This window comes from Bombilactobacillus folatiphilus (assembly GCF_023380265.1).
GTDB lineage: Bacteria > Bacillota > Bacilli > Lactobacillales > Lactobacillaceae > Bombilactobacillus > Bombilactobacillus folatiphilus.
The window spans coordinates 1,195,663-1,217,377 of record NZ_CP093366.1; the positions used below are offsets into that span (position 1 = coordinate 1,195,663).

Sequence of the window (21,715 nt, forward strand, 5' to 3'; positions counted from 1 at the left end):
TTAAAAACCTCCTTGTAAATATTGTTCCCATTGCGCTTGCCTGCCGTTAAAGACTGACAAATTATAACGATTATCTGAAGCTAAACTTGGAATTCGTCCCGAAGTCGTGTACTGCCAAAAATGAACCTGATTCCCTTTAATCGGGTATGGATGAGCTTGTAGCCAACCACCGTCAGGATTCGTTTTTAATAAATAACTCAATTGTGGTGTGGTCTGAATCAGTACTGGACGCTGATAATATTTTACCAGTAAACCGCGCAATTGCGAAACACTGCGTTGAACCTGCTGTTTATGCGGTAGCTGCTGCTTTGAGAACGGTACTTGAATCACCAATGGTAAAGTCCCGATTTGTTGTCCCACACTAGCACGAAAATTTTGAAATTGTGCTTTAGCTGAGGTATCAAAACTAAAATAATGATAAACCCCGACGGGGAGCTGAGCGCCTTGAATCCGCCAATAACTATCCAAAAAATCATCATCAAAATAATTAGCACCTTGGGTCGCTTTTAAATACACAAAATCGACACCATGCTTTTTTAACAGATGAAAATCCTGATAACCATCCGTCTGACTCAAACTAACACCCAAAATGGGATAATCACTTTGGCTAGGACGACCACTCCCCTGCCAATAGCGCAACCAGCGACTGCCTACAAATAAAATGACTAAAAGACCACAAATGAAGCCTAGAAATATAAATTTACCATTCCAAGAATGCTTTTTTTGATGTCGTAACTGATATTTTTCCCGCAAACCCTGTTACCTCAATTAAGATCAAGTATAATGTTTACTAAACCATTATATCAATCAAAGAGGAATACGCCATGAAACGTCAATTAACTTTATTCGCCGCTTTAGCAACCGTCATGGGCACCGTCATCGGCGGTGGTGCTTTTTTTAAAGTCGCCAAAATTACAGCTTTAACTCATAACACTTGGCTCAGTATTTTAGTTTGGCCGCTAGCTGGTTTTATCACTTTAATGGCGGGGTTAACGATTGCAGAATTAGCAGCTGCTTTTCCAGAAAACGGTGGCCCCGTAAAATATCTCAGCGAAATTTATGGTCAAAAAATTGCTTTTTTGTTTGGTTGGTCTTTAATTATTGTCTACTATCCAGCCAATATTGCCGCTATCTCGATTATTTTTGGCACACAAGCCCAAAAATTATTTAATCTGCCAACGACGACCGTGACTTGGTGGGCGTTAGGTTGTCTAGCATCGTTAGTTTTAGTCAATTGGTTAGGAACCAAGTTGAGTAGTCAAGTTCAAAAAATCACTTTGATTATTAAATTGATTCCGATTATCGCTATTATTATTGCGGCCATCTTTGTCAGTCCAACGAACCATGTCGCTAACGCGCCATTGGGGACTGCTTTACAAATCAAACAGCCTCAAGACTTGGGGCAAGCATTACTAGCAACTTTATTTGCTTACGATGGATGGCTGAGTATCGGTAATCTGGCTGGCGAATTAAAAAAGCCCGAGCGTAATTTAGCCCGAGCAATTATTGGTGGCTTACTGGCAGTCACCATCATTTATACATTACTAAATTGGAGTTTTTTGAAAATCATGCCGTTGCATCAGGTCCAAAACAATCAAGCGACCGCAATGCTGACCGCTCAACATTTGTTTGGACAAAATGGCGGTAAACTATTGACGCTGGGTATCCTTGTTTCCGTTTACGGCGCCGTAAACGGTCATCTAATGGTTGGTTCACGAATGCCTTATACACTAGGTTTACAAAAACAATTACCAGCGAGCCACTTTTTTAGCCATCTGAATTCGAAAACCCAAATTCCTACCAATAGTCTACTCTTTGAAAGTTTAATTGCGGTCGTTATGATCTTGTCGGGAACTTTTGATTCATTAACGGATATGTTGGTGTACGTTTCTTGGATTTTTTCCGTTTTATTATTTATTGGTGTCATTCATTTGCGCAAACAGCGACCTAATCTGGAACGTCCTTACAAAATCAATTGGTACCCTTTGCCACCGATTCTTGCCATTTTAGGCGGCTTATTCATCGTGATTAATACTACAATCACCAAACCCGGATTAGCTTTGGCCGGTATCATCCTGACGTTGAGTGGTTTACCAGTTTACGCTTATCAAAATAGGAAGAGGAAGTAGAATAATTAATCCACAACAATATTGATTATTTTCTTAATATCATCTTCTACTATCCGTTGAATGAATTAGAAAGCTTAACAATATTCCTAGTATCATAATTCCAGCCATGATCAAAAATCCAAATTCTGCTCCTATCTGATCATTCATCAAACCAATCCATGACGACGCAAAAATTTCAATAAATTGAGCCGTACCATTCCAAAAAGCAGTGATTCTACCCATGTATTTTTGCTGAACATTTTTCATTAAAATCGTATTTGTTACAATCCGCAATGATGAATCCGTTAACCCGATAAAATATGTTCCAATGTAAAGAGCCAATACTCCACGATGAACATACAAAGTACTTAAAGCCACACTGGCAATTAAAAAATATCCGAAAATCATTTTCTTTTGACTCATTTTTTTAAGTAGCCAGCCCGTAACAAAGCCAGAAGTCAATCCACCAATGCCATACAACATATCCACAGTACCGTAAACAAGACTATTTTTATTGAGTACCGTAGATACATAATCTGGTGCAGATACATTAAATAATTGTGTTACTAGTAAAGGTAAAACTGATAAAATCCCCACTAACAGAACTAGTGGATTAGATTTTAAATAATGAAAAATAGAGCCAAAAGATTTTTGATTAGCATTTTTATGACTAATTACAACGATAGAATCTTTCGGAGAACGTAAAATCAGGATAGTACTCAATAAGAACATAACAATATTAATAATCAAAATCACCAAAAAACCGGTATAGTGCAAAATTATTCCTGATACCGCCCCTGCAATAAACATCCCGACTTGTAATGATATTTCAATGAATGAATTAGCTGAACCTAACAAGTCCGGTGAGATAATACTTTGAATATAGCCACGCGAAGACGACATATAAGTAATCCAACCAGCTCCAGTTAACGCTGCCAAAAAATACATCATCACTAAATTAAAACCAGCAACACTAAAATAAAACGCAATTAGACTCATTGGAATTGCTCGTCCCAGAAAAGACCACAAAATAACATATCTTCGACTTAATTTATCAGTCAAATGTCCAGCGATAGGTGACATAATAAAACCAGCTAAAACATTAACAGTTAAATAAAAACCGACCAATTGATTCGATTTTGTTTGTTCCATAACATACCAATTGGCTCCAACCGTCGTTAACCCTACACCAAAACTAGAAAAAATATCCGCTATAAAAAAATTTCGAAATTGTTTATTTCTTAAAAGTTGCAGCATTATTATCCCCCTGATATATTTTTGCAATCTAAATTATTTTCATTTATTCTTTGCAAATCGATTCATTACCAATTTATAATAAAATTGTATTGATATCCTGATTATGTAAAGCATCTCGTCAAAAAAGGAGACAAAATTTTGGAACACGGACAATTAATTAGAAAGTTGCGCAAAGAACGCAATATGTCTCAAGCTGAATTAGCTGAGGGAATCAGTAGCCGCACAGCGCTGTCATCGTTTGAGAACAAACATTCAACTATTTCGAGTGATATTTTGTTCAAATATCTGGAACGTCTCAACGTTACCGTTCAGGAATATGAATTTTACTTAAATGATAATGTCACACCCGAAAAAGCTTATATATCGGAATATTTTTATAATAAAGTAACCAAAGAACGTGACAAAGAAATAGCGCAAAGAATCCATAACTTTCGTGCTAAATATAATGATAGTCACGATTTTTATTTTTGCTGCCTTTCAATTGAACTCAAACTCTTTTTGAACCGCCGTAATAATAAAGCAATTTATCAAGTGGACGAAGACAAACAAATCATTAAAGATTATCTCAATCATAATCAAAATTGGGGGCATTTTGAGATCGCATTATTTTCTAATTGTCTCTATATCTTTAGTAGTGATTACATTCGTGGAACTTTTCCTGTTTTGCTAAAACGTACCAAAAAATTAAGTTCAATTGCATCCTATCAAAATGATTTATCAATTTTTCTGAATAATTGCATTGTTCTCTCTTTCGAACGTCAAAATTTTGATGATGTTAATTATTACATTGATCGACTAATCACCATTTCTGCAAATACACCCAGAAAAGCTTATGATCGCATGATGTGTCAGTATTATTTGAGTCTATTGCAGAAACTAAATTATCAACCAAATCAATTAGCAACTATTATTCAACAATTTAACGAACTAGGCTTTACAGATCATGCTAATGAACTGATTAAATTTAAAAAGCAAATTTTAAAAGAAACGAAAAAAACAGCTAAAATAGCCTTATAGAGCAAATAAAAATAGTATAGGAAATATCTCCCTATACTATTTTTTAATTTATTAACTAAAAGAAGTCTCGTTCACCAAATGAACGAAACCTTCTTTATTTGATTTTTACTTGACAACTTCAATCCAACCATCAGGACCCTTGCGATCACCGAATTGAATTCCAGTTAAGATATCGTAAAGCTTCTTTGTGACGGGACCAACTTCGGTTTCACTATAAAAGACGTGTAAATTGCCATTATGTTCCAAACCGCCAATCGGCGAAATAACGGCAGCTGTCCCGCAAGCACCCGCTTCAGCAAAACGATCCAGATCATTCACATAAACATCACCTTGTTCAGTAGGCATATTCAGTTCATGTTCGGCCAAATATAGTAATGAATACTTCGTCACACTAGGCAAGATTGATGGTGACTTTGGAGTAACAAAAGTGCCGTCTTTTGTAATACCAAAGAAATTTGCCGAACCAACTTCTTCAATTTTTTCATGGTTAACTGGATCTAAGTAAACACAATCCGAAAAGCCATTTTTGTGTGCTTGCTCACCAGGCATCAAACTAGCAGCATAATTACCTCCAACTTTACTTTGACCAGTGCCCTTATGTGCCGCCCGATCATACTGCGAAGTGGTAAAGTTTGTTGGTGTCAAGCCACCTTTAAAGTAATTGCCCACAGGCATCGCAAAAATGCGAAAAATGTATTCTTGAGCAGGATGAACCCCAATGATGCCACCCACCCCCATAATAATTGGTCGCAAATACAAAGTCGCACCATTACCATAAGGTGGCACAAAATCTTCATTAGCTTTCACAACTTGCTTTGCCGCATCAATAAACATATCAGTTGGCACTTGTGGCATTAACATCCGTTCGCAACTATTTTGCAGTCGTTGAGCATTTTGATCAGGCCGAAATAATTGAATTTGATCGTCTTTAGTCCGATAAGCTTTTAAACCTTCAAACGCCGCCTGACCATAATGCAAAGCTGGTGAATCCTCATTAATAACAACATTACTTTCCGCTACCAAACCCTTGTCCTGCCACTTACCATCCTTAAATGTGGCCTGATAACGATAAGGTAAGTCTAAATATTCAAAACCCAAATTATTAAAATCAACATCTTGTGCCTTTACTTTAGCCATTTCGCTTACCTCTTTCTAATAATTATTTAATTTTAAGAATAGCATTTTTGCTTTAATTGTCAAGATTCATTACATATTTGTCCTTTAAAAATTTACCTTCATGATTAGATTTAACTAATTTAAAATGATGGCACTAATTTGTTCTTGTTTTTTAATTAATTTAGAATTAAAATAAAATTAATTTTTAAACTTTAGGAGGAGTGATAATGAAAAGGATCTATTTGATTGGTTTGACAATCATCACAAGCTTAGGTCTTGCTGGTTGCGGGCATAACAATGCTACCAATAATAAAGAAATTTCCATTGGTGCTTCGGCAGAACTAAGTACCGCTGACGTTTCCTTGGCAATGGACAATGAATCCGCGGAAGTTGCTGAACAAGTCAATGAAGGCTTATACAATTTCAACAAAAAGGGGGACATTATTCCTGCGTTAGCCACGGGCAAGCCCAAACTATCCAATGATCAAACTACTTATACAATAAATATGCGCCACAATGGTCAGTGGAGTAATGGCAAACCGGTAACCGCTAAGGACTTTGTCTACGGCTGGCAACGGACTGTAGATCCCAAAACCAAGTCGCAGCAATCTTACTTTTTGGAAAATGTACAAAATTATAAAGCCGTCAATGACGGGAAAATGGCACCAAGCAATTTAGGAATCAAAGCCACGGGTAAATATCAGTTACAAATCAAATTGGATCACGCGGTACCTTATTTTCCATCAGTGCTAGCCATGAGTGCGTCATTTCCGCTCTACAAACCTTACGTTCAAGCACAAGGCAAGAAGTACGGAACCAGCGCTCAGCACACCTTATATAATGGACCCTTCGTCTTGAAAAATTGGGATGGCACGAGTGACACTTGGTCTTATGTCAAAAATCCGCATTACTGGGACAAAAAACATGTCCATTTAAACAAGATCAAGGTTTCGGTCATCAAGAGTCAAGACACAGGTGCTTATCAATTTGAATCCAAAGAATTAGCAATGGTCCCATTGACTGGGCAAGAAATCAAGAATCACGCCAAGAGTAAATCTTTATATGTACGAAAACTACCTGGCACGATGTATCTAGAATTTAACACGAAACGTAAATTATTCAGTAACGAAAAAATTCGGCAAGCCATGTCCATGGCGATGGATCGCAAGCAATTAACCAACAATGTTTTGCAAGATAAATCCGTTCCGGCGACTGGTTTTGTACCTACGGGCTTTAGTAATCCGCAAACCGGCAAAGATTTCGCCAAAGAAGCTGGACAATTGAATCAATATGACACCAAACAAGCTAAACAGTTGTGGCAAAGTGGCCTCAGCGAACTGGGCATGAAGTCTGCCAACTTTACGATTTTATCAAGTAACGATGACCAAACTAAAAAGGTTGATGAATTTATTCAATCACAATTACAAACACATCTGCCCGGTTTGAAAGTTTCTGTCAAAGCAGTTCCTTTCAACAGCCGTCTTTCATCTAGTGAATCAGGTAATTATGATGCCGTCATCAACGGTTGGACACCAACTTTTAACGATCCATCAGATTTCTTGAATTTGGTCAAAACTGGTAATAAGAACAACGAAGGTAAATTCAGTGATCCGCAATACGACCAACTGCTAGATCAAGCTAATGGCCAGTATTCGACACAACCTGCACAGAGATGGAACGCTTTGCAAGAAGCCAACAAGTTAGTTGTGCAAAAAGCTCCAGTTGTGCCAATGTACTATATTTCGTTAGTTTATTTGATCAATCCTAAACTTAAGGGTGTGGTCATGGGACCGATGGGCTTCCCATATTACAAAAATGCTTCCATGAACTAAAAATAACAATTTAGGAGTAATTTAATTATGAAAATTTATATTTCAACTGATGTTGAAGGCTTAGCTGGTATTACCGATTGGAATATGGACGATAATGACACTGACAAATTTCGCAAGCTGTACAATGAACAGGTTGCATGGGTTTTACAAGGGATTCAAAAGGCGACTAACAATAGCCAAATTGACGAAATTTTGATTTCGGATTCCCATGCCAAGGGTACAAATCTGGACTACGATTATTTATCCGATATTGATGACCGTGTGGCTTTAATTAGCGGTTATCCTCGCGAAGATTACATGATGAGTGGTTTTGATGCTTCTTTCGATCAAGTCATTTTTGTGGGCTACCATTCTGGAATTGGCAAAGAGCATGGCAATATGGATCATAGTTACAGTGCCCGTTCTGCTTACAATGTTTGGATTAATGGTCAGTATCAAAATGAAACCACCATTAACGTGGCCTATGCTAATGAATTGGGCGTTCCTGTGACTTTAATTGTAGGTGACTCCGCATTGAAAGAACAATTAATTGATGAAAAAATGTGCCCTTCACCCAAAGTTGTTGTCACCAAAAAATCATTAGCTCGCTTTAGTGCCATGAGTTATCCGCGCAAACAAGTTAAATCTGACATCATCAATGGTGCCAAAGAAGTAATTGACAATCCGGAAGCTTATAGTGCTGTTAAACCTTTAAAAACACCTTTAACTTTGAAAATGCAACTAGCTAATACGGCCAAAGCTGACGCTGTTGAACAAATGCAAGATGTTAAACGCGTTGACGGACGGACAATTGAAGTGCAGTGTCCTTCTATGAAGGCTTTATTAAACGAAATAATTGCCATTGTTATGCTAGCTGGCACTCAAGACTAATATTTGAAGGAGTTCGTTTAGATGAAAGAAAATCAAAAAATTGAATTGATCAAAAATTTTTCCAACTTAAATGGTGCCTCCGGATTTGAAATGGAAGTTGCAAAATTCTTCCAGCAACAAACTAAGCCTTATGGCACCACTAGAATTGACGGTATGTTTAATAGTTATGTAGATCGAAAGCAAAATACCGGTCACAAACCTGTCGTCCAAATGGATGCTCACGCTGATTCCGTCGGTTTCATTGTTCAAGCAATTCGGCCTAATGGCTTGATTAAATTCGTTCCTTTAGGGGGCTGGGCACCGACTAATATTCCTGCCATGCGGGTACGGGTGCGTAATCAAGATGGTCAATATCTCAAAGGTGTTGTGGCAACTAAACCACCGCATTTTATGACTGATGCCGAACGTAATGCTGTGCCGAAAATTGAAGATTTATCTGTTGATGTCGGCTCAACTAGTCGTGAAGAAACGATTAATGATTTCAAAATTAACACTGGCTGTCCAATTGTGGTTGACGCTGATTGCGAATATTTCGACAAAACCCGCATGTTTTTCGGTAAAGACTTTGATAACCGTGTAGGGGCGGCAGCCTTGGTTGCCACGCTAGCAGAATTAGCCGACCAAGATTTAAATGTAGACCTCAAAATGGCATTATCTACGCAAGAAGAAGTTGGTACCCGTGGTGCCAAAGTCACAGCCCGCAATATTGATCCCGATTTGTCGATTGTCTTTGAGGGTTGCCCATGTGATGACACTTTCAGTCCTGACTGGCTCGCGCAAACCGGCCTCAAACGGGGACCAATGTTGCGCGATATGGATACTTCATTTATTGCTAATCCTTTGTTTGAACAATATGCTGATGACGTGGCTACCAAAAATCAGATTCCGCATACGCGTTCCGTTCGGACTGGCGGTGGTGTCAATGGTGCGCCAATTCTGTATTATCGTGGAGCGCCAACGATTGTGATTGGGATTCCAGTACGATATGAACATACAGCCTTCAACTGGGCTAATCTAGATGACTTCAATAATGCTGTCAAATTGGCTGTCGAAATTCTGAAATCCTTAGATACAACAACAATTAATAGTTTTAAGGGTGAATAAACCAAATATCTAAAACGTGATTTTAATCTTGAAAAAGATTAGGGTTGCGTTTTTTATTTATTATTACAATCACATAGTGGCATCTGCAATAATAAATTAAAAAAGGTGCGAATCATTGACAACTAGACCCGAATTCAACGCTCAACTAAGCAGTCAGACATTCAGCAAATTTTATTGGTATAAAACCGAATTACAGCAAATTTGTCGACATTACGCTTTACCAACATATGGAACCAAAGCAGAACTAACACAATATATCTATGCTTTTTTGGACGGTACACCGCCCAGTGCCATCCACTCCGTACGCCATTATCGAACAAAAATCAAAACTGCACTGACCACTGAACAAATTTCTTTGAATACTAAATTATTGCATTCTGGATTTGCTCTCAATAATGAAGCTCGCCAATTTTTTGCGAATTATTTTGGTGTTTCACATTTTTCATTTCGCAAGTCTATGGCTGTTAAAATGCGTGAAGTCGCTCGGACCAATGATACTAACACCACGGTTTCTGACCTGATTCAAGCACTGCAAGCTCCTTCAATAAACACGTTCACTGAACAGACCTATCAATGGAATCATTTTGTGAAAGATTTTTGTGCGGATCCTTGGTCTCAAAATTACAAACAATCACTGAAAGCTGCCGCTATTTTATGGAGAATTGTTCGCGATTCCGATCAACCAAAAGTCTATCAGCACGAACTCTTGGTACGATATGCTTCGTCATTGAAAAAATTTTTAAAATAAATTTTTTTGCCATTCGGTCCAAGTTTATTTACAATAACTTTGTCTAAAACGATTACATTTGAAAAAGAGTGGTCAAAATTATGAGCAATTTAAATAATCTGGGACTCCTGAATTCGTTGTGTGAATTGATCAACACCAACTATGATAGTAATAATCATGCCATTGCCGCTTATTTAATTGAACACTTGAGCCATGTACAACAGGTCACCGTCAATCAAATTGTCGATAACGCCTTTGTTTCCCGTTCGGCGGTGCGGCGCTTTTGTGAAAGTCTTGGTTATCAAAGTTTAACCGACCTCAAATCTTCAATTTCCCAATTAATTTTTCCCAGTGACATTCGCCATCGTCAACCCGCCGATTATCAAATTAATCAGCAATTATTGACCAAGTTAATTCAAAATATGCTAACGGACATGAATCAAGTTTGTACGCCGACCAAAATTCAAGCTCTCGTCCAGCAAATTCATGATCATCAAAAAGTGCTGTTGATGTGTGCCAATAATACAAGCAGCACTTTGTTGAAGTTCCAGCAAGAATTAATTTACGCCAACAAATTAGTAACTATCCTAGATCAAAATTATCTGAATAATCAGTTGATTACTGCTTTAGATAGTCAATCTTTGATCATCACCGTCTCTACTTCTGGCAAATATGCCGAACTGTCAGAGAATTTACTTGCCAGTCTCCCCGGAACCAAAATTCTAATTACGGGTAATCATCAAACGCAGTTGGAACCAATCTACGATACCTGTATGTATATCAGTGAACAATCGTTTTCCACAGATCATCTCGGCATTTACGGCAAATATGGCATCACCTACTTATTTGACCAAATTTTTTTACATTATGTGACAACTTATTTTAATTAAAGTTCTGTCGCTTTGGGGCATGGTTCAATTTTTGAATCACGCCCTTTTTTGATTCTTGCTAAGATAGCAGTTGAAGATAGCGCTATCAAAAAAGAAGCAAGGAGTATGATGAGATGCATAAATTTGCAGATATTTTTGATGATAAGGATTTTTTATGGGGATCCGGCACCGCGGCTTATCAATGTGAAGGTGCGTGGAAAGCGGATAGCAAAGGTTTAGGTGAGTGGGATTATTTCAATCACCACAGTCCCCTCAACATTAACCACACTGATGGTGACGAAGCTTCGGATTTTTATCATCATTACCAAGAAGATATTGATTTATTGGCTGCTGGTCATCAAAACACCTTTCGATTTTCGATTGCTTGGGACCGCATTTTGCCCAATGGTACCGGAAAAATTAACCAAAACGGGATTGATTTTTATAACAATGTCATTGATTACTGCCTACAAAAAGGTTTAGAACCTAATGTTTCCTTATTTCATTACGATTTGCCCTACCAATTAGCTTTGCAAGGTGGTTGGCTGAATCGAAAATTAACAGATTATTTTGCCGATTATGCCAAAATTTGTTTTGAAAATTTCGGTGATCGCGTCAAAATTTGGGTAACAATTAATGAACCACGCTATTACAGCTACTGTGTTAACATTGTGGGCAATTATCCACCCAATCGCCGCCTAGATTTTCAATCTTATTTTCAATATCAATATAATTTGATGCTGGCAAGCGCCAAAGCTATTAAAATTTTTCATAATTTAAATATGGACGGCATTATTGGCATCGTTCACGACAACGGCAACGTTGAATTAGCCCCAGACACTAAGGATAAAGCACGGGTGCAAAAACTAAGCGACTTTTTCTATAATCGTGAAATTTTGTGTCCGGCACTGCTAGGCAAAATGCCGGATGAAACGACGGAAGTTGTACAAGCTTTTAATTGTCTGCTGTATCAAACCGATCAAGACGAACAAATTTTCGCAGATGGCAAAGCTGATTATCTCGGCTTAAATCTTTATAATCGCCAATATGTCACTGATTGGTCGACTGGCGAAACGGCTGTTTTTCACAATAACCAAGGTAAACAGAGCACTGCTAAAGAGGGCATTCGCTTACAAGGGTTATTTGAATCGGCGTTTGACCCTGATGTGCCGCGCAACCAATGGGGACGCGAAGAATTGCCCCGTGTGATGTACACCGCCTTAACCGAAATCAATCAGCGCTACCACCCACAACTGATCATGATTACTGAAAATGGTCATGGCGGTTATGAAACGCCTGATGAAAATGGTTATGTCAATGATGATAAAAGGATTGCGTTGACCAAAGACTTTCTCAAATATTTATTGCAAGCCAAAAACGAAGGCGTGCCTGTCCATGGCTATTATCATTGGTCACCGATTGATTTATACAGTTGGATTAACGGCTATGAAAAGCGTTATGGCATGATTCGCGTTGATTATAATGATCATTTTCGGCGCATTCCTAAGAAAAGTTATTATTGGTATCGCGATTTTATTGACCAATATTTTGCAGGGAGGCAACAACAATGACTAGCAAATTTGATTACTCCCAAATTGCCCAACAATTAATTCAAGCTGTGAATGGCAAAGACAACATCACCGACGTTTATCATTGTGCCACACGGTTGCGCGTTGTTGTCCAAAATCCGCAACAAGTAAATCAGGAGGCATTGGCACAGATTCCCGGTATTAAAGGCGTCGTTGTGAAAGGCAATGAAATTCAGAATTTTGTTGGGACCAAAGTTGACCAATATTATAATCAATTATTGCCTTATCTAAATTTGCAAGACAAATCGGCGTCTCTTACCAAATCATCTACTAAAATGACTGCCAAAACTATTTTATCCACCATTTTGGATTTTATCAGTGGCATTGTCTTACCAATTATGCCCGTGATTGTGGCAGCTGGCTTTTTGCTTGCCATTCTCAATATGTGCAAAACCTTTTTTGGCATGAATCCTAAGAGTGGCACGGCAATCATTTTAAATAGTATCGCCTCGGCTGGTTTTTATTTCATTCCAATTTTTACAGGTTTTCAGGCCGCTTCTAAAATGAAAATTCCCGCCGCCATGGGTGCTTTTTTAGGAGCAATCCTAACTTTCGGCGATATTAATAATGTTGCTGGCTTGAGTTTTTTGGGTATTCATCTTCCGAAAATGCAATATAACGGTACATTGCTAACTTCCATTTTGGGTGTGATTATTCTGGACTATATCTACAAATTTTGGGATCACATTTTGCCCAAAGAAATCACTTATTTCTTTACACCGCTACTATCCATCTTAATTGCTGCTCCTTTGACTTTAGTTGTAGTCGGACCGATTAGCAACAGTATTAGTTTCGGCATTGCTGGCGCATTCAATTGGTTAAGTGCACGGGCTAGTTGGCTTGCATTCACACTTTACAGTGCCTTGAATCCTATTTTGGTCATGTTTGGCATTGATAAAGGGTTTGTTCCAATTGCCATCAACAATGTGGCCCAGTTAGGTTATGAAACACTGATTTATCCTGCCGCTTTACCAAGTAATGCGGCCATGGGAGCAGCTGCCTTAGCAGTCGCGGTTGCCAGCAAAAAGAAAATGACGAAAGGTGAAGGTTTTTCTGCCGGTTTCACTGGTTTGATGGGCATCACGGAACCATCTATTTTTGGATTTCTATTGCCTTATCGACGAGCCTTAATCGGTGCTATCGCAGGTGGCGCAATCGGAGGCTTAATTGGCGGAATCTTGCATATCAAACAAGGTGCTCTGATGGCTCCGGGCTTTATTTCGCTGATTTCTTATTTTGTGGGTCCCACTCCCAAAGCTAATTTCATTTTTGGCGTATTGAGTTGGATTTGCGGAATTGTCGCTAGTTTCACAATCACCACTATTTTAATCAAAACAGATTCAGCACGCGACCAAAACATTTTGTTTCAAGCGAAACCCGAAACTCAGACAACCACTTTGACAGCGCCCGCCACCGGCAATGTGCTGCCCTTAACACAAGTTGCTGATGAACTCATTGCCAGCAAAACGATGGGCGACGGCTTTGCAATTATGCCAACAGATAATCAGCTGTACGCTCCCGTTACCGGAACAGTTACCACCATTTTCCCAACTAAACATGCGGTCGGTTTTCAAAGTGATAGTGGCTTAGAAATCCTATTACACGTGGGCATTGATACAGTGGAACTTGATGGCAAGCCGTTTCATTGGACGATTCAGGAAAATGAGCGCGTCCAACAGGGGCAAGAAATTGGCACGATGGATCTTGAGCTGATTAAAGCTAGTCACAAGGATCCAATGGTCATGACGATTATCACCAATTCTGATAAACTGAGTCAATCACTCCAACCAAAAGCCAAGACTGTCGTTGCTGGAGCAACTGTGCTTAACGCATCAAAACCAATTAAATTTTTATGCCAAAAATCATAATATTATTGACTTACGAACTTTTGCATATTATTATAGTTTTATGATTATCGAACAATTAACTAAAAATCAAATACGCGTTCAAATTTTTAAGGCACTCTCGGACGAAGCTCGTTTAACAATCTTGCATGTTTTGAACTCTCAAGATAAAGAATGGAGTTGTGGGGAAATTGGTGAGAGTTTAAATATTAGTAAATCTACAGTCTCTTATCATTTTAAAATTTTACGAGAAGCCGGTTTAACTAATACCAGAAAAGTTGGCCAGAATAGATTTGTAAGCCTAAACAGAGACTTCATCGAAAATATCTTGCCCGGATTTTTGGATATTATATAGCAAATGCGTTATTACGTATTTGTTTTTATTTTTTAGTTCGATAACATTAAAACAATCGAAAGAAGCGCTAAAATGAAAAAATATTCTATAATGTTTTTCTTAACAATGTTTTTAATTGGAACAGATACTTTTTTAATTTCACCACTATTGCCTACATTAAGCAAGCTGTACGGCATTTCCACTGCTATTTCTGGATGGATGGTTAGTTCATACGCCATTGGGTATGCTTTTTTTGCATTAATTTCTGGCCCCATTTCTGACGGCCGTGACCGCAAGAAAGTTATGCTGTGGGGATTGCTTGCTTTTGCAATTTCAACCTTTTTGTGTTCTTTTGCTAACAGCTTCATTTTAATGTTAGTCTTTAGATTTTTGGCCGGCGTTAGTGCCTCATTTGTTACTCCTCAAGTTTGGGCATCAATTCCCGTTGTTGTCGATCAAAAAAGCATTGTTAAGGTCATGGGGTACGCCACAGCGGGATTGTCCGTTTCCCAATTAATTGGAATTCCGATTGGTAGTTATTTAGCTGTCATTTCTTGGCACACGCCTTTTTATATTATCTCAATTGCAGCGTTTTTATTGTTGTTACTGCTCCTTTTCGCCTTACCAGAACTGGAACTTGGCAAACAAGAACATCTATCTTTTTCCAAAACTTATTTGCAAGTTCTAACAAATAAAAAAGCTTTAAGCTATCTATTCGCATATTGTGTCTTTCAAATCGGTTCTTTTACAGCTACCACTTTCGTCTCAACTTGGTTCACCGGCAGTTTTAAATTATCATTGTCAGATGTTGGAACAGCCATGATCGCCATCGGTGCAGGTAATTTAATTGGCTCATTAACAAGTAGCAAACTGGTGAATAAATTTGGATTAGAACATACATTTTTAGCAGAATTAATTATTCTCATCATTTTATATTTAATTACACCATTTGCCAACAACTTTTGGTCAGCAGAAATTCTTTTAACATTAGTATTTTTAATTAATGGATTTATTTTTCCATTATTTATGACAACCTTACAAAACACCGTACAAAATGCCCGTAGTACAATCTCCTCTTTGTCGAATGCCGCCATGTATCTAGGTGAAACAATTGCGGGAATTGTTGGTGGGATTTTATTCAAAAAGTTCACTGGGTACATTGGCATTGGACCATTTGCAGCTTTCATGATTTTACTGGCGTTATTACTTTACGCACTCAATGGCATGTTTCAAAAACATAATCACGAGGTGACATCATATTCAAGTTAAAAGGTGAAGCTAAATTTTTTAAAGCTGGAAATTCATTTGGCCTTCGTTTAACCAAAAGTGATAAAGAAATTCTGCAAGCCAATCCTAGTGATGAATTCGAAAAAACAATCTCCCCAGATGGTCAGACGATTACCTTCCATAAAAAACAACAAGTAAGTCGTGAAACTAAAAATATGATTGAGCAGCTTTTTAATGAAAATAAAGAATTAGAGGACGAAATGGTCAAAATATCAGCGCTTCTAAAGCTACACAGTCACAAAAAAACGTCATGTAATTGAAAACATGGCGTTTTGTCTTTACTTTACATCTTTTACCAAATACTTTGCATGGGCTGTAACTGTAAATTATTAATCTGAGCAGTACCACCGTTGACAAAGGCACTGATTCCGGTCGTTGTCTGTTGATTAATCAAATCGGGTTGGAAATAAAAGTTCTGTGTAATGGCAGCCGCACCATCATTCACAAAGACTTCCGCCATCGTTTCATCAATATACGACGTAATTTTGACTTGACCATCATCTGCCTTCACTACCGCGTTCATTTGATCACGTGGCGCCCCCATCTGAGGTTCACCCGTGTGGAAACGTTGGACATAAACCTTATTTTGACTAACATCATAACCAATCGTGAACCAATATTTCTGATCAGGCGTTTGCCGCACATTAAAACCGACACTTTGCGGCTTTTTATTCGGGTTCCATTTCAAAGTTGCTGTCAATTTATAGTGTTTGCCAGAAAACGGCAATGTTTGTTGCGTATTCGTTAACTGCAAATTTTGTTGATCTTTGGTCAAAGAATTGGGTTGTGTGATTGTTTGCGTCTGCGCAATAACATTATTTTGAACCTCATAACCATCAGTTGCTTGCGCATTTTGAACCAACTGCAAATTGCGTGGAAAAGTCATATTGCCATTCCACTTGGTCGTTGGACTTTCAGCATTATACGACCAATTATTGGCCCACGCCAGCATAATCGTTTGATCATTGGGTAAATTAGAAAATGGAATCCCGGCATAAAAATCTTCACCATAATCTAAAGTGTGCGGTTGTTGCAAAGTTTGCTCACTGTCCGGATGCCATTGACCCTTAGCATCTAAATCACCAATAAAGTATTGCATGCCTGAACCAGTTGCGTGTGCGCCTTGTTGGACACTCATGAACAAAACCCATTTAGTCGTCGCAGTGCCCTTAACTTTCATCGGTACTAACGATGAACATTCCCAAACACCTAAGCCCACATCATTTTGCCGCTTAATTGTTGAAGCGTAATTCCAATGCAACAAATCCTGACTCCGATAAATCAAAGCCTGCTGTCCTGAAACCACCGTCATGAGATATTGTTGATGCTGCTGGTCGTACACCACATTGGGATCACGGAAATTAGCCGCGTCACCTGCTGGATTGACCGTGATTGGAATAATTGGTTGTGGTTGAGCAGAATTACCATCCGGTGAATACTGCTTAAACGTTTTACCGTGATCCAGACTATAAGCCAGATGCTGCTCTTGAATATCTGACAAGCCAACCCAAGTTCCCCAGCCATTATCCAAATGATCATCAATCCGTTCAGGCAATTGATAACTACTGGTGTAAAAAGCCAACACAGCATTTTTGCCCAAACCGCTCACATTGTTGTGATCGACAATAATCGAACCGCTAAAAATCGCCTTGCTATCAGGCGTGTTGCCCCAATCCGCGGTGGGACTACCAACATAACGCACACGTTGATTAGCCTGCGCCCCAGTTTGATTAGTATAAGTAAAGTCTTCCCAAGCTTGATTTTTCAACATCGGAATCGCCATAGCTTGCTCTTGCCAATGAATCAAATCTTTACTGGTAGCATGTCCCCATGACATATTGCCCCACTGGCTCGCCTTGGGATTATATTGATAGTACATATTATATTCTTGCGTTTGATCATCATAGTACAAACCATTAGGATCATTAATCCAATTTTTCAACGGCGAATAATGAAATTGATTACGATACGGTTCCTGATAATTGCTTGCCGCTTGCAATTGCACACTTGGCGCCATGAACCAAAATAACGCCATGCCCAACATAACGATCATCATCGTTTTTAATTGACTTTTTCTCTCCAACATCGTTACCCATCCTCCAAAATATTGTTAGCGTTTACACAAAACATATTGTAAAGGATTTCGTAAATTAAATAAAAAATAATGGCCTATAAATTTTCTTATTGTAACCAATGCCACGGATCATCGCGCCATCGCTGTAAGGATTCAACCTCATTCTTAGATATATCACCTAATTGTTGGGCTTGCTGCACCAATTGATGATAACTAGTCAACGTTTTTAATGGCATCTGCGCGGCAGCAAAATTTTGCCGACTATCTGGCAATTCATAACTAAAAATAGCCGCCACTCCCAGAACTGTGGCACCTGTTTGCTGGACTGCTTTCACCGCTTTTAAGACACTGCCGCCTGTTGAAATCAAATCATCAATTAACACAACTTGATCGCTGGAATTAATCTGCCCCTCAATTTGTTGGCCTGTACCGTGATCTTTGGGCTTAGAACGCACATAACTCATCGGCAAATTCAAACGATCTGCTGCCAAAGCCGCATGCGCAATCCCGGCTGTGGCTACGCCTGCAATCACTGTCGCTTGAGGAAAATTCTGCTGAATCAAACTAGCCAAACCTTGAGCAATATGTTCACGAACCTTTGGATACGCAATCGTTTTACGATTATCAGTATAAATCGGTGCCTGCATGTCACTGGCCCAAGTAAATGGATGTTGGGGACTAAAAGTCACTGCTTGAATCTTTAATAAATCTTGAGCAATTTGGATCGCCATTTCAGTCATTTTACCGCTTCCCATTCTTGTAAAATTTGGTGATACGCTGCCACGGGCGCATCTGCTTGAGTAATCGAACGTCCCACCACTATAGCCTGACTACCTAATTGACGCGCTTTTTTTGGTGTAGCGACTCGCTTTTGGTCATCAATTACCTCATTACTCAAGCGGATTCCCGGATTAACACACCAAAAATCAGCGCTCGTTGCTACATGAATGGCGGGATCTTCCCACGCAGAAGCAATCACACCATCTGCCCCACTTTTTTGCGCTAATTTGGCTAAATGCGTGACGGACGCTGGCAAACTCACTGCTATTTGTTGTTCTGTTTGCATTTGAGCTTGTGACGTTGAAGTCAACTGCGTCACTGCTAGCAATTTAGTCGGTGCTTGACGGACCTCTTGATTGCCACGTTGCAGACCGCGTTTGGCACTTTGAATCATTGCTTGACCACCTTGCGCGTGCACTGTCACCATCTCAACGCCTTGACGCCCTAACTGATACATCGCCTGTTCCACTGTGTGTGGGATATCATATAGTTTCAAATCCAAAAAAATTTTAATCTTACGGCGCTGTAATTCTTGGATAATCCGCGGTCCCTCAAAATAAAATAATTCCATGCCCACTTTGACAAACAAATTGGGCTCTTGAATAAATTGATCCAAAAATGTCAAAGTCGTTTGTGCATTCGCAAAATCTAGCGCAATAATGACCGGACTCATCTTCCACCTCCAACAAAAAAAGCCGCTTAGCAGTCTGCTAAACGGCGCAATGATTTCGTTTTTCCATTACTTTTTAGTTTCGCAGAACTAAATTAAAGTTGTTGGAAGTAAGGCTACTCTTAAATTAAACTGGTGTCAAATTAGATTAGGGGTTGCTATTAATTGGCATTTGTGCCAGAATGGCAAGCAATGTAACAGAACCCTTAATAAATAAAGAATGCCCGTGAGCATTCATTTTGGAGGAATTATTTATGCAACAACCAGTATCACACCAACCGTTAACGACGAACCAAAAGTGGACAATTGCTTCTACTTCCGCAGGCTTTGCTTTGGAGAATATGGACGTCATGTTTTTATCATTTGCCCTCTCTTCAATTATTGCGCAACTGCATATCAATGGTTCCCAAGCCGGCTTAATTTCGTCAATTACCAATTTAGGTATGTTAGCAGGTGGTGCTTTTTTCGGCTTAATTGCGGACAAATTTGGTCGTGTGCGAACTTTTTCCTACACTATTTTTATTTTTGCCTTAGCAACCGCGGGCATGTATTTCGTTCAGAATCTAACGTGGATCTATATTTTGCGCTTTATTACCGGCATTGGTGCTGGTGGTGAATATGGTGTGGGAATTACCTTAATTGCGGAAAATTTTGCCCATCGTAAAATTGGCAAAATGACTTCTATTGCCGCTATTGGTGGGCAAATCGGTTCCATTTTAGCTGCCATTGGGGCCTCGCTGATTATTCCTGCTTGGGGTTGGCGCACTTTATTCATCTGTGGTGTCATTCCGGTGCTTTTGACTTACTTTATTCGGCGCCATTTGCACGAAAGTGCTGAATTTTTGGCAGCCCAACACAATCAAGCCGCTGTTCAAAAGCAAGGTCATATCAGTGAACTCTTTAAAACGCCGCGTCTCACCTACCAAACCCTAGCGTTGGCCTTTATGGTGGTCGTCCAAATTGCTGGTTACTTCGGTTTGATGAACTGGTTGCCCTCTATTATGCAAAGAAAACTTGGACTTAGTGTATCAGGTTCTTCGGTGTGGATGATTGCTACGATTATTGGCATGAGTATTGGGATGCTGACTTTTGGCAGTATTTTAGATTACTTTGGACCGCGCAAAGCTTTCGGCATGTTTTTAATCGCTAGTGCTATTTCGGTTTTTGGTATCACTTTAGCGTTCAATGAAGCCACTTTACTAATCGCGGGCGCCATTTTGGGCTTCTTTTCTAACGGAATGTTCGGCGGTTACGGCGCCATCATTAGCCGCTTGTACCCGACCGAAATCCGCTCTACGGCCAACAATGTGATTGTCAACGTCGGACGAGCAATCGGTGGTTTTTCTTCTGTCGTCATTGGTTTTTTGATGGATCACTACACTTTGATTGTTGTCATGACTTTTCTGGCCATTTTATACCTACTAAGTTTTCTAGTCATGCTAACAATTCCAGCCTTAAAACACTTGGGAATCGTGAATGGTGATCGTTAATTTTACGGCGCATTTTTGATCGTATATTTCAACGTGGCCGTATATTGCGTCGGTTTAATCGTATTCAAGGAAGACGGCACGGGCACCAACATTTTAATCAAGGAATTTCCGGCGCTATCATCAAAATTAAAAGTTTTACTGGTATAACTATCGACCGGCTGTTGATACAAAATTGTATCTTGGCCCGGTTGCAACTGGATTGGCGTGGCAGAATCGCGTTCTCGTAAATCTAGTTGTGCTTGTTGCAAACCCACAGCGTTTTGCCCATCTTGAAAAACACTCAACCCCATCAAAATTTGATACGGTACATAATAATCATTGAATTCCGGATGCGCACTGCGCTGATCGTCGACTACGACTTGGTTATCACCGCTTTGATTGGTCAACGTTTTGCTTTCTGGAAAAATCAAATTGATTCGCCCAAAATTGAGATTCGGCAAATGGTCAAAACGCAAATAGTTATACTGGCTATCCAAACCCAGATTTTTTTGGAGCGTGCCATTGGCGGCTACTTTAAAAGTATCGGTCAAACAATAATCCACACCATCGACGGTTTCTTCTTGATTCAATAACAGCGCCGAATCCAAGCCAGCACCGTTTTTTGTCGGCATTTTACCTTTAATCGCTGATTTGGCAATTGCCACCGTGTAGGTTCCCGGCAACAAATTCTTAAATGCATATTTGCCGTCGGCATCAGTTTTTGCGGACGTGACATATAACTTCTTACCATTAATATCCGACACCAAT

At 39.2% G+C, this 21,715-nt stretch carries 18 protein-coding genes and 1 pseudogene; 12 read left to right on the forward strand and 7 right to left on the reverse strand.

What is annotated here, in order from left to right; all coding sequences use genetic code 11:
- Window positions 1-753, reverse strand: coding sequence for a GH25 family lysozyme (locus tag MOO45_RS06110; protein ID WP_249514041.1), 753 nt, complete (start codon window positions 751-753; stop codon window positions 1-3).
- Window positions 754-824: 71 nt separating this feature from the next.
- Between MOO45_RS06110 and MOO45_RS06115 the strand changes: the two genes are divergently transcribed.
- Window positions 825-2,129, forward strand: coding sequence for an APC family permease (locus MOO45_RS06115; protein WP_249514042.1), 1,305 nt, complete (start codon window positions 825-827; stop codon window positions 2,127-2,129).
- Between the two features lie 39 nt (window positions 2,130-2,168).
- On the opposite strand, the gene MOO45_RS06120 is transcribed toward MOO45_RS06115, so the two are convergent.
- A complete protein-coding gene (locus MOO45_RS06120) occupies window positions 2,169-3,365 on the reverse strand; it encodes an MFS transporter (protein ID WP_249514043.1) in 1,197 nt (398 codons plus the stop codon).
- 138 nt (window positions 3,366-3,503) lie between these two features.
- Here MOO45_RS06120 and MOO45_RS06125 point away from each other — a divergent pair, with 138 nt between their 5' ends.
- Complete coding sequence (locus MOO45_RS06125) at window positions 3,504-4,382, forward strand: helix-turn-helix domain-containing protein (protein WP_249514044.1); 879 nt, start codon at window positions 3,504-3,506, stop codon at window positions 4,380-4,382.
- A 105-nt stretch (window positions 4,383-4,487) separates the two neighbouring features.
- On the opposite strand, the gene MOO45_RS06130 is transcribed toward MOO45_RS06125, so the two are convergent.
- Complete coding sequence (locus tag MOO45_RS06130) at window positions 4,488-5,519, reverse strand: branched-chain amino acid aminotransferase (RefSeq protein WP_249514045.1); 1,032 nt, start codon at window positions 5,517-5,519, stop codon at window positions 4,488-4,490.
- Between the two features lie 206 nt (window positions 5,520-5,725).
- On the opposite strand from MOO45_RS06130, the gene MOO45_RS06135 reads away from it, so the two are divergent.
- The 9 genes from MOO45_RS06135 (at window position 5,726) to MOO45_RS06175 (ending at window position 15,936) form a co-directional block, all read left to right on the forward strand.
- Complete coding sequence (locus MOO45_RS06135) at window positions 5,726-7,330, forward strand: peptide ABC transporter substrate-binding protein (protein ID WP_249514046.1); 1,605 nt, start codon at window positions 5,726-5,728, stop codon at window positions 7,328-7,330.
- Window positions 7,331-7,357: 27 nt separating this feature from the next.
- On the forward strand, window positions 7,358-8,200 hold the full coding sequence (locus tag MOO45_RS06140; RefSeq protein ID WP_249514047.1) for a M55 family metallopeptidase: 843 nt from the start codon (window positions 7,358-7,360) through the stop codon (window positions 8,198-8,200).
- A 21-nt stretch (window positions 8,201-8,221) separates the two neighbouring features.
- Window positions 8,222-9,304 (forward strand): M42 family metallopeptidase, encoded by a 1,083-nt coding sequence (locus tag MOO45_RS06145; protein ID WP_249514048.1) that lies wholly within the window; start codon window positions 8,222-8,224, stop codon window positions 9,302-9,304.
- A 115-nt stretch (window positions 9,305-9,419) separates the two neighbouring features.
- Complete coding sequence (locus MOO45_RS06150; RefSeq protein ID WP_249514049.1) at window positions 9,420-10,052, forward strand: SAP domain-containing protein; 633 nt, start codon at window positions 9,420-9,422, stop codon at window positions 10,050-10,052.
- An 80-nt stretch (window positions 10,053-10,132) separates the two neighbouring features.
- Window positions 10,133-10,921 (forward strand): MurR/RpiR family transcriptional regulator, encoded by a 789-nt coding sequence (locus MOO45_RS06155; RefSeq protein ID WP_249514050.1) that lies wholly within the window; start codon window positions 10,133-10,135, stop codon window positions 10,919-10,921.
- Window positions 10,922-11,034: 113 nt separating this feature from the next.
- On the forward strand, window positions 11,035-12,471 hold the full coding sequence (locus MOO45_RS06160; RefSeq protein ID WP_249514051.1) for a glycoside hydrolase family 1 protein: 1,437 nt from the start codon (window positions 11,035-11,037) through the stop codon (window positions 12,469-12,471).
- Entirely contained in the window at window positions 12,468-14,357 is a 1,890-nt protein-coding gene (locus tag MOO45_RS06165; RefSeq protein WP_249514052.1) for a glucose PTS transporter subunit IIA, read from the forward strand. Before MOO45_RS06160 ends, MOO45_RS06165 begins: the two co-directional genes overlap by 4 nt.
- A 40-nt stretch (window positions 14,358-14,397) precedes the next feature.
- Complete coding sequence (locus tag MOO45_RS06170; RefSeq protein WP_249514053.1) at window positions 14,398-14,688, forward strand: ArsR/SmtB family transcription factor; 291 nt, start codon at window positions 14,398-14,400, stop codon at window positions 14,686-14,688.
- Window positions 14,689-14,760: 72 nt separating this feature from the next.
- Complete coding sequence (locus MOO45_RS06175) at window positions 14,761-15,936, forward strand: MFS transporter (RefSeq protein ID WP_249514054.1); 1,176 nt, start codon at window positions 14,761-14,763, stop codon at window positions 15,934-15,936.
- A 313-nt stretch (window positions 15,937-16,249) separates the two neighbouring features.
- Here the strand turns inward: MOO45_RS06175 and MOO45_RS06180 are convergent.
- From MOO45_RS06180 to pyrF, 3 genes and pseudogenes are all read right to left on the reverse strand, one after another.
- Window positions 16,250-17,935 (reverse strand): annotated as a pseudogene (locus MOO45_RS06180) (glycoside hydrolase family 32 protein); the annotation flags it as partial.
- 200 nt (window positions 17,936-18,135) lie between these two features.
- Entirely contained in the window at window positions 18,136-18,768 is a 633-nt protein-coding gene (gene pyrE, locus MOO45_RS06185) for an orotate phosphoribosyltransferase (protein ID WP_249514056.1), read from the reverse strand.
- On the reverse strand, window positions 18,765-19,481 hold the full coding sequence (gene pyrF, locus MOO45_RS06190) for an orotidine-5'-phosphate decarboxylase (protein ID WP_249514057.1): 717 nt from the start codon (window positions 19,479-19,481) through the stop codon (window positions 18,765-18,767). Before pyrF ends, pyrE begins: the two co-directional genes overlap by 4 nt.
- A 251-nt stretch (window positions 19,482-19,732) precedes the next feature.
- Here pyrF and MOO45_RS06195 point away from each other — a divergent pair, with 251 nt between their 5' ends.
- Window positions 19,733-20,968: an MFS transporter gene (locus MOO45_RS06195; protein ID WP_249514058.1), complete on the forward strand. Its 1,236-nt coding sequence runs from the start codon at window positions 19,733-19,735 to the stop codon at window positions 20,966-20,968.
- A 2-nt stretch (window positions 20,969-20,970) separates the two neighbouring features.
- Here MOO45_RS06195 and MOO45_RS06200 read toward each other — a convergent pair whose 3' ends face one another.
- Window positions 20,971-21,711, reverse strand: a complete 741-nt coding sequence (locus tag MOO45_RS06200; RefSeq protein WP_249514059.1) for an SdrD B-like domain-containing protein — start codon at window positions 21,709-21,711, stop codon at window positions 20,971-20,973.
- Window positions 21,712-21,715: the final 4 nt, after the last annotated feature.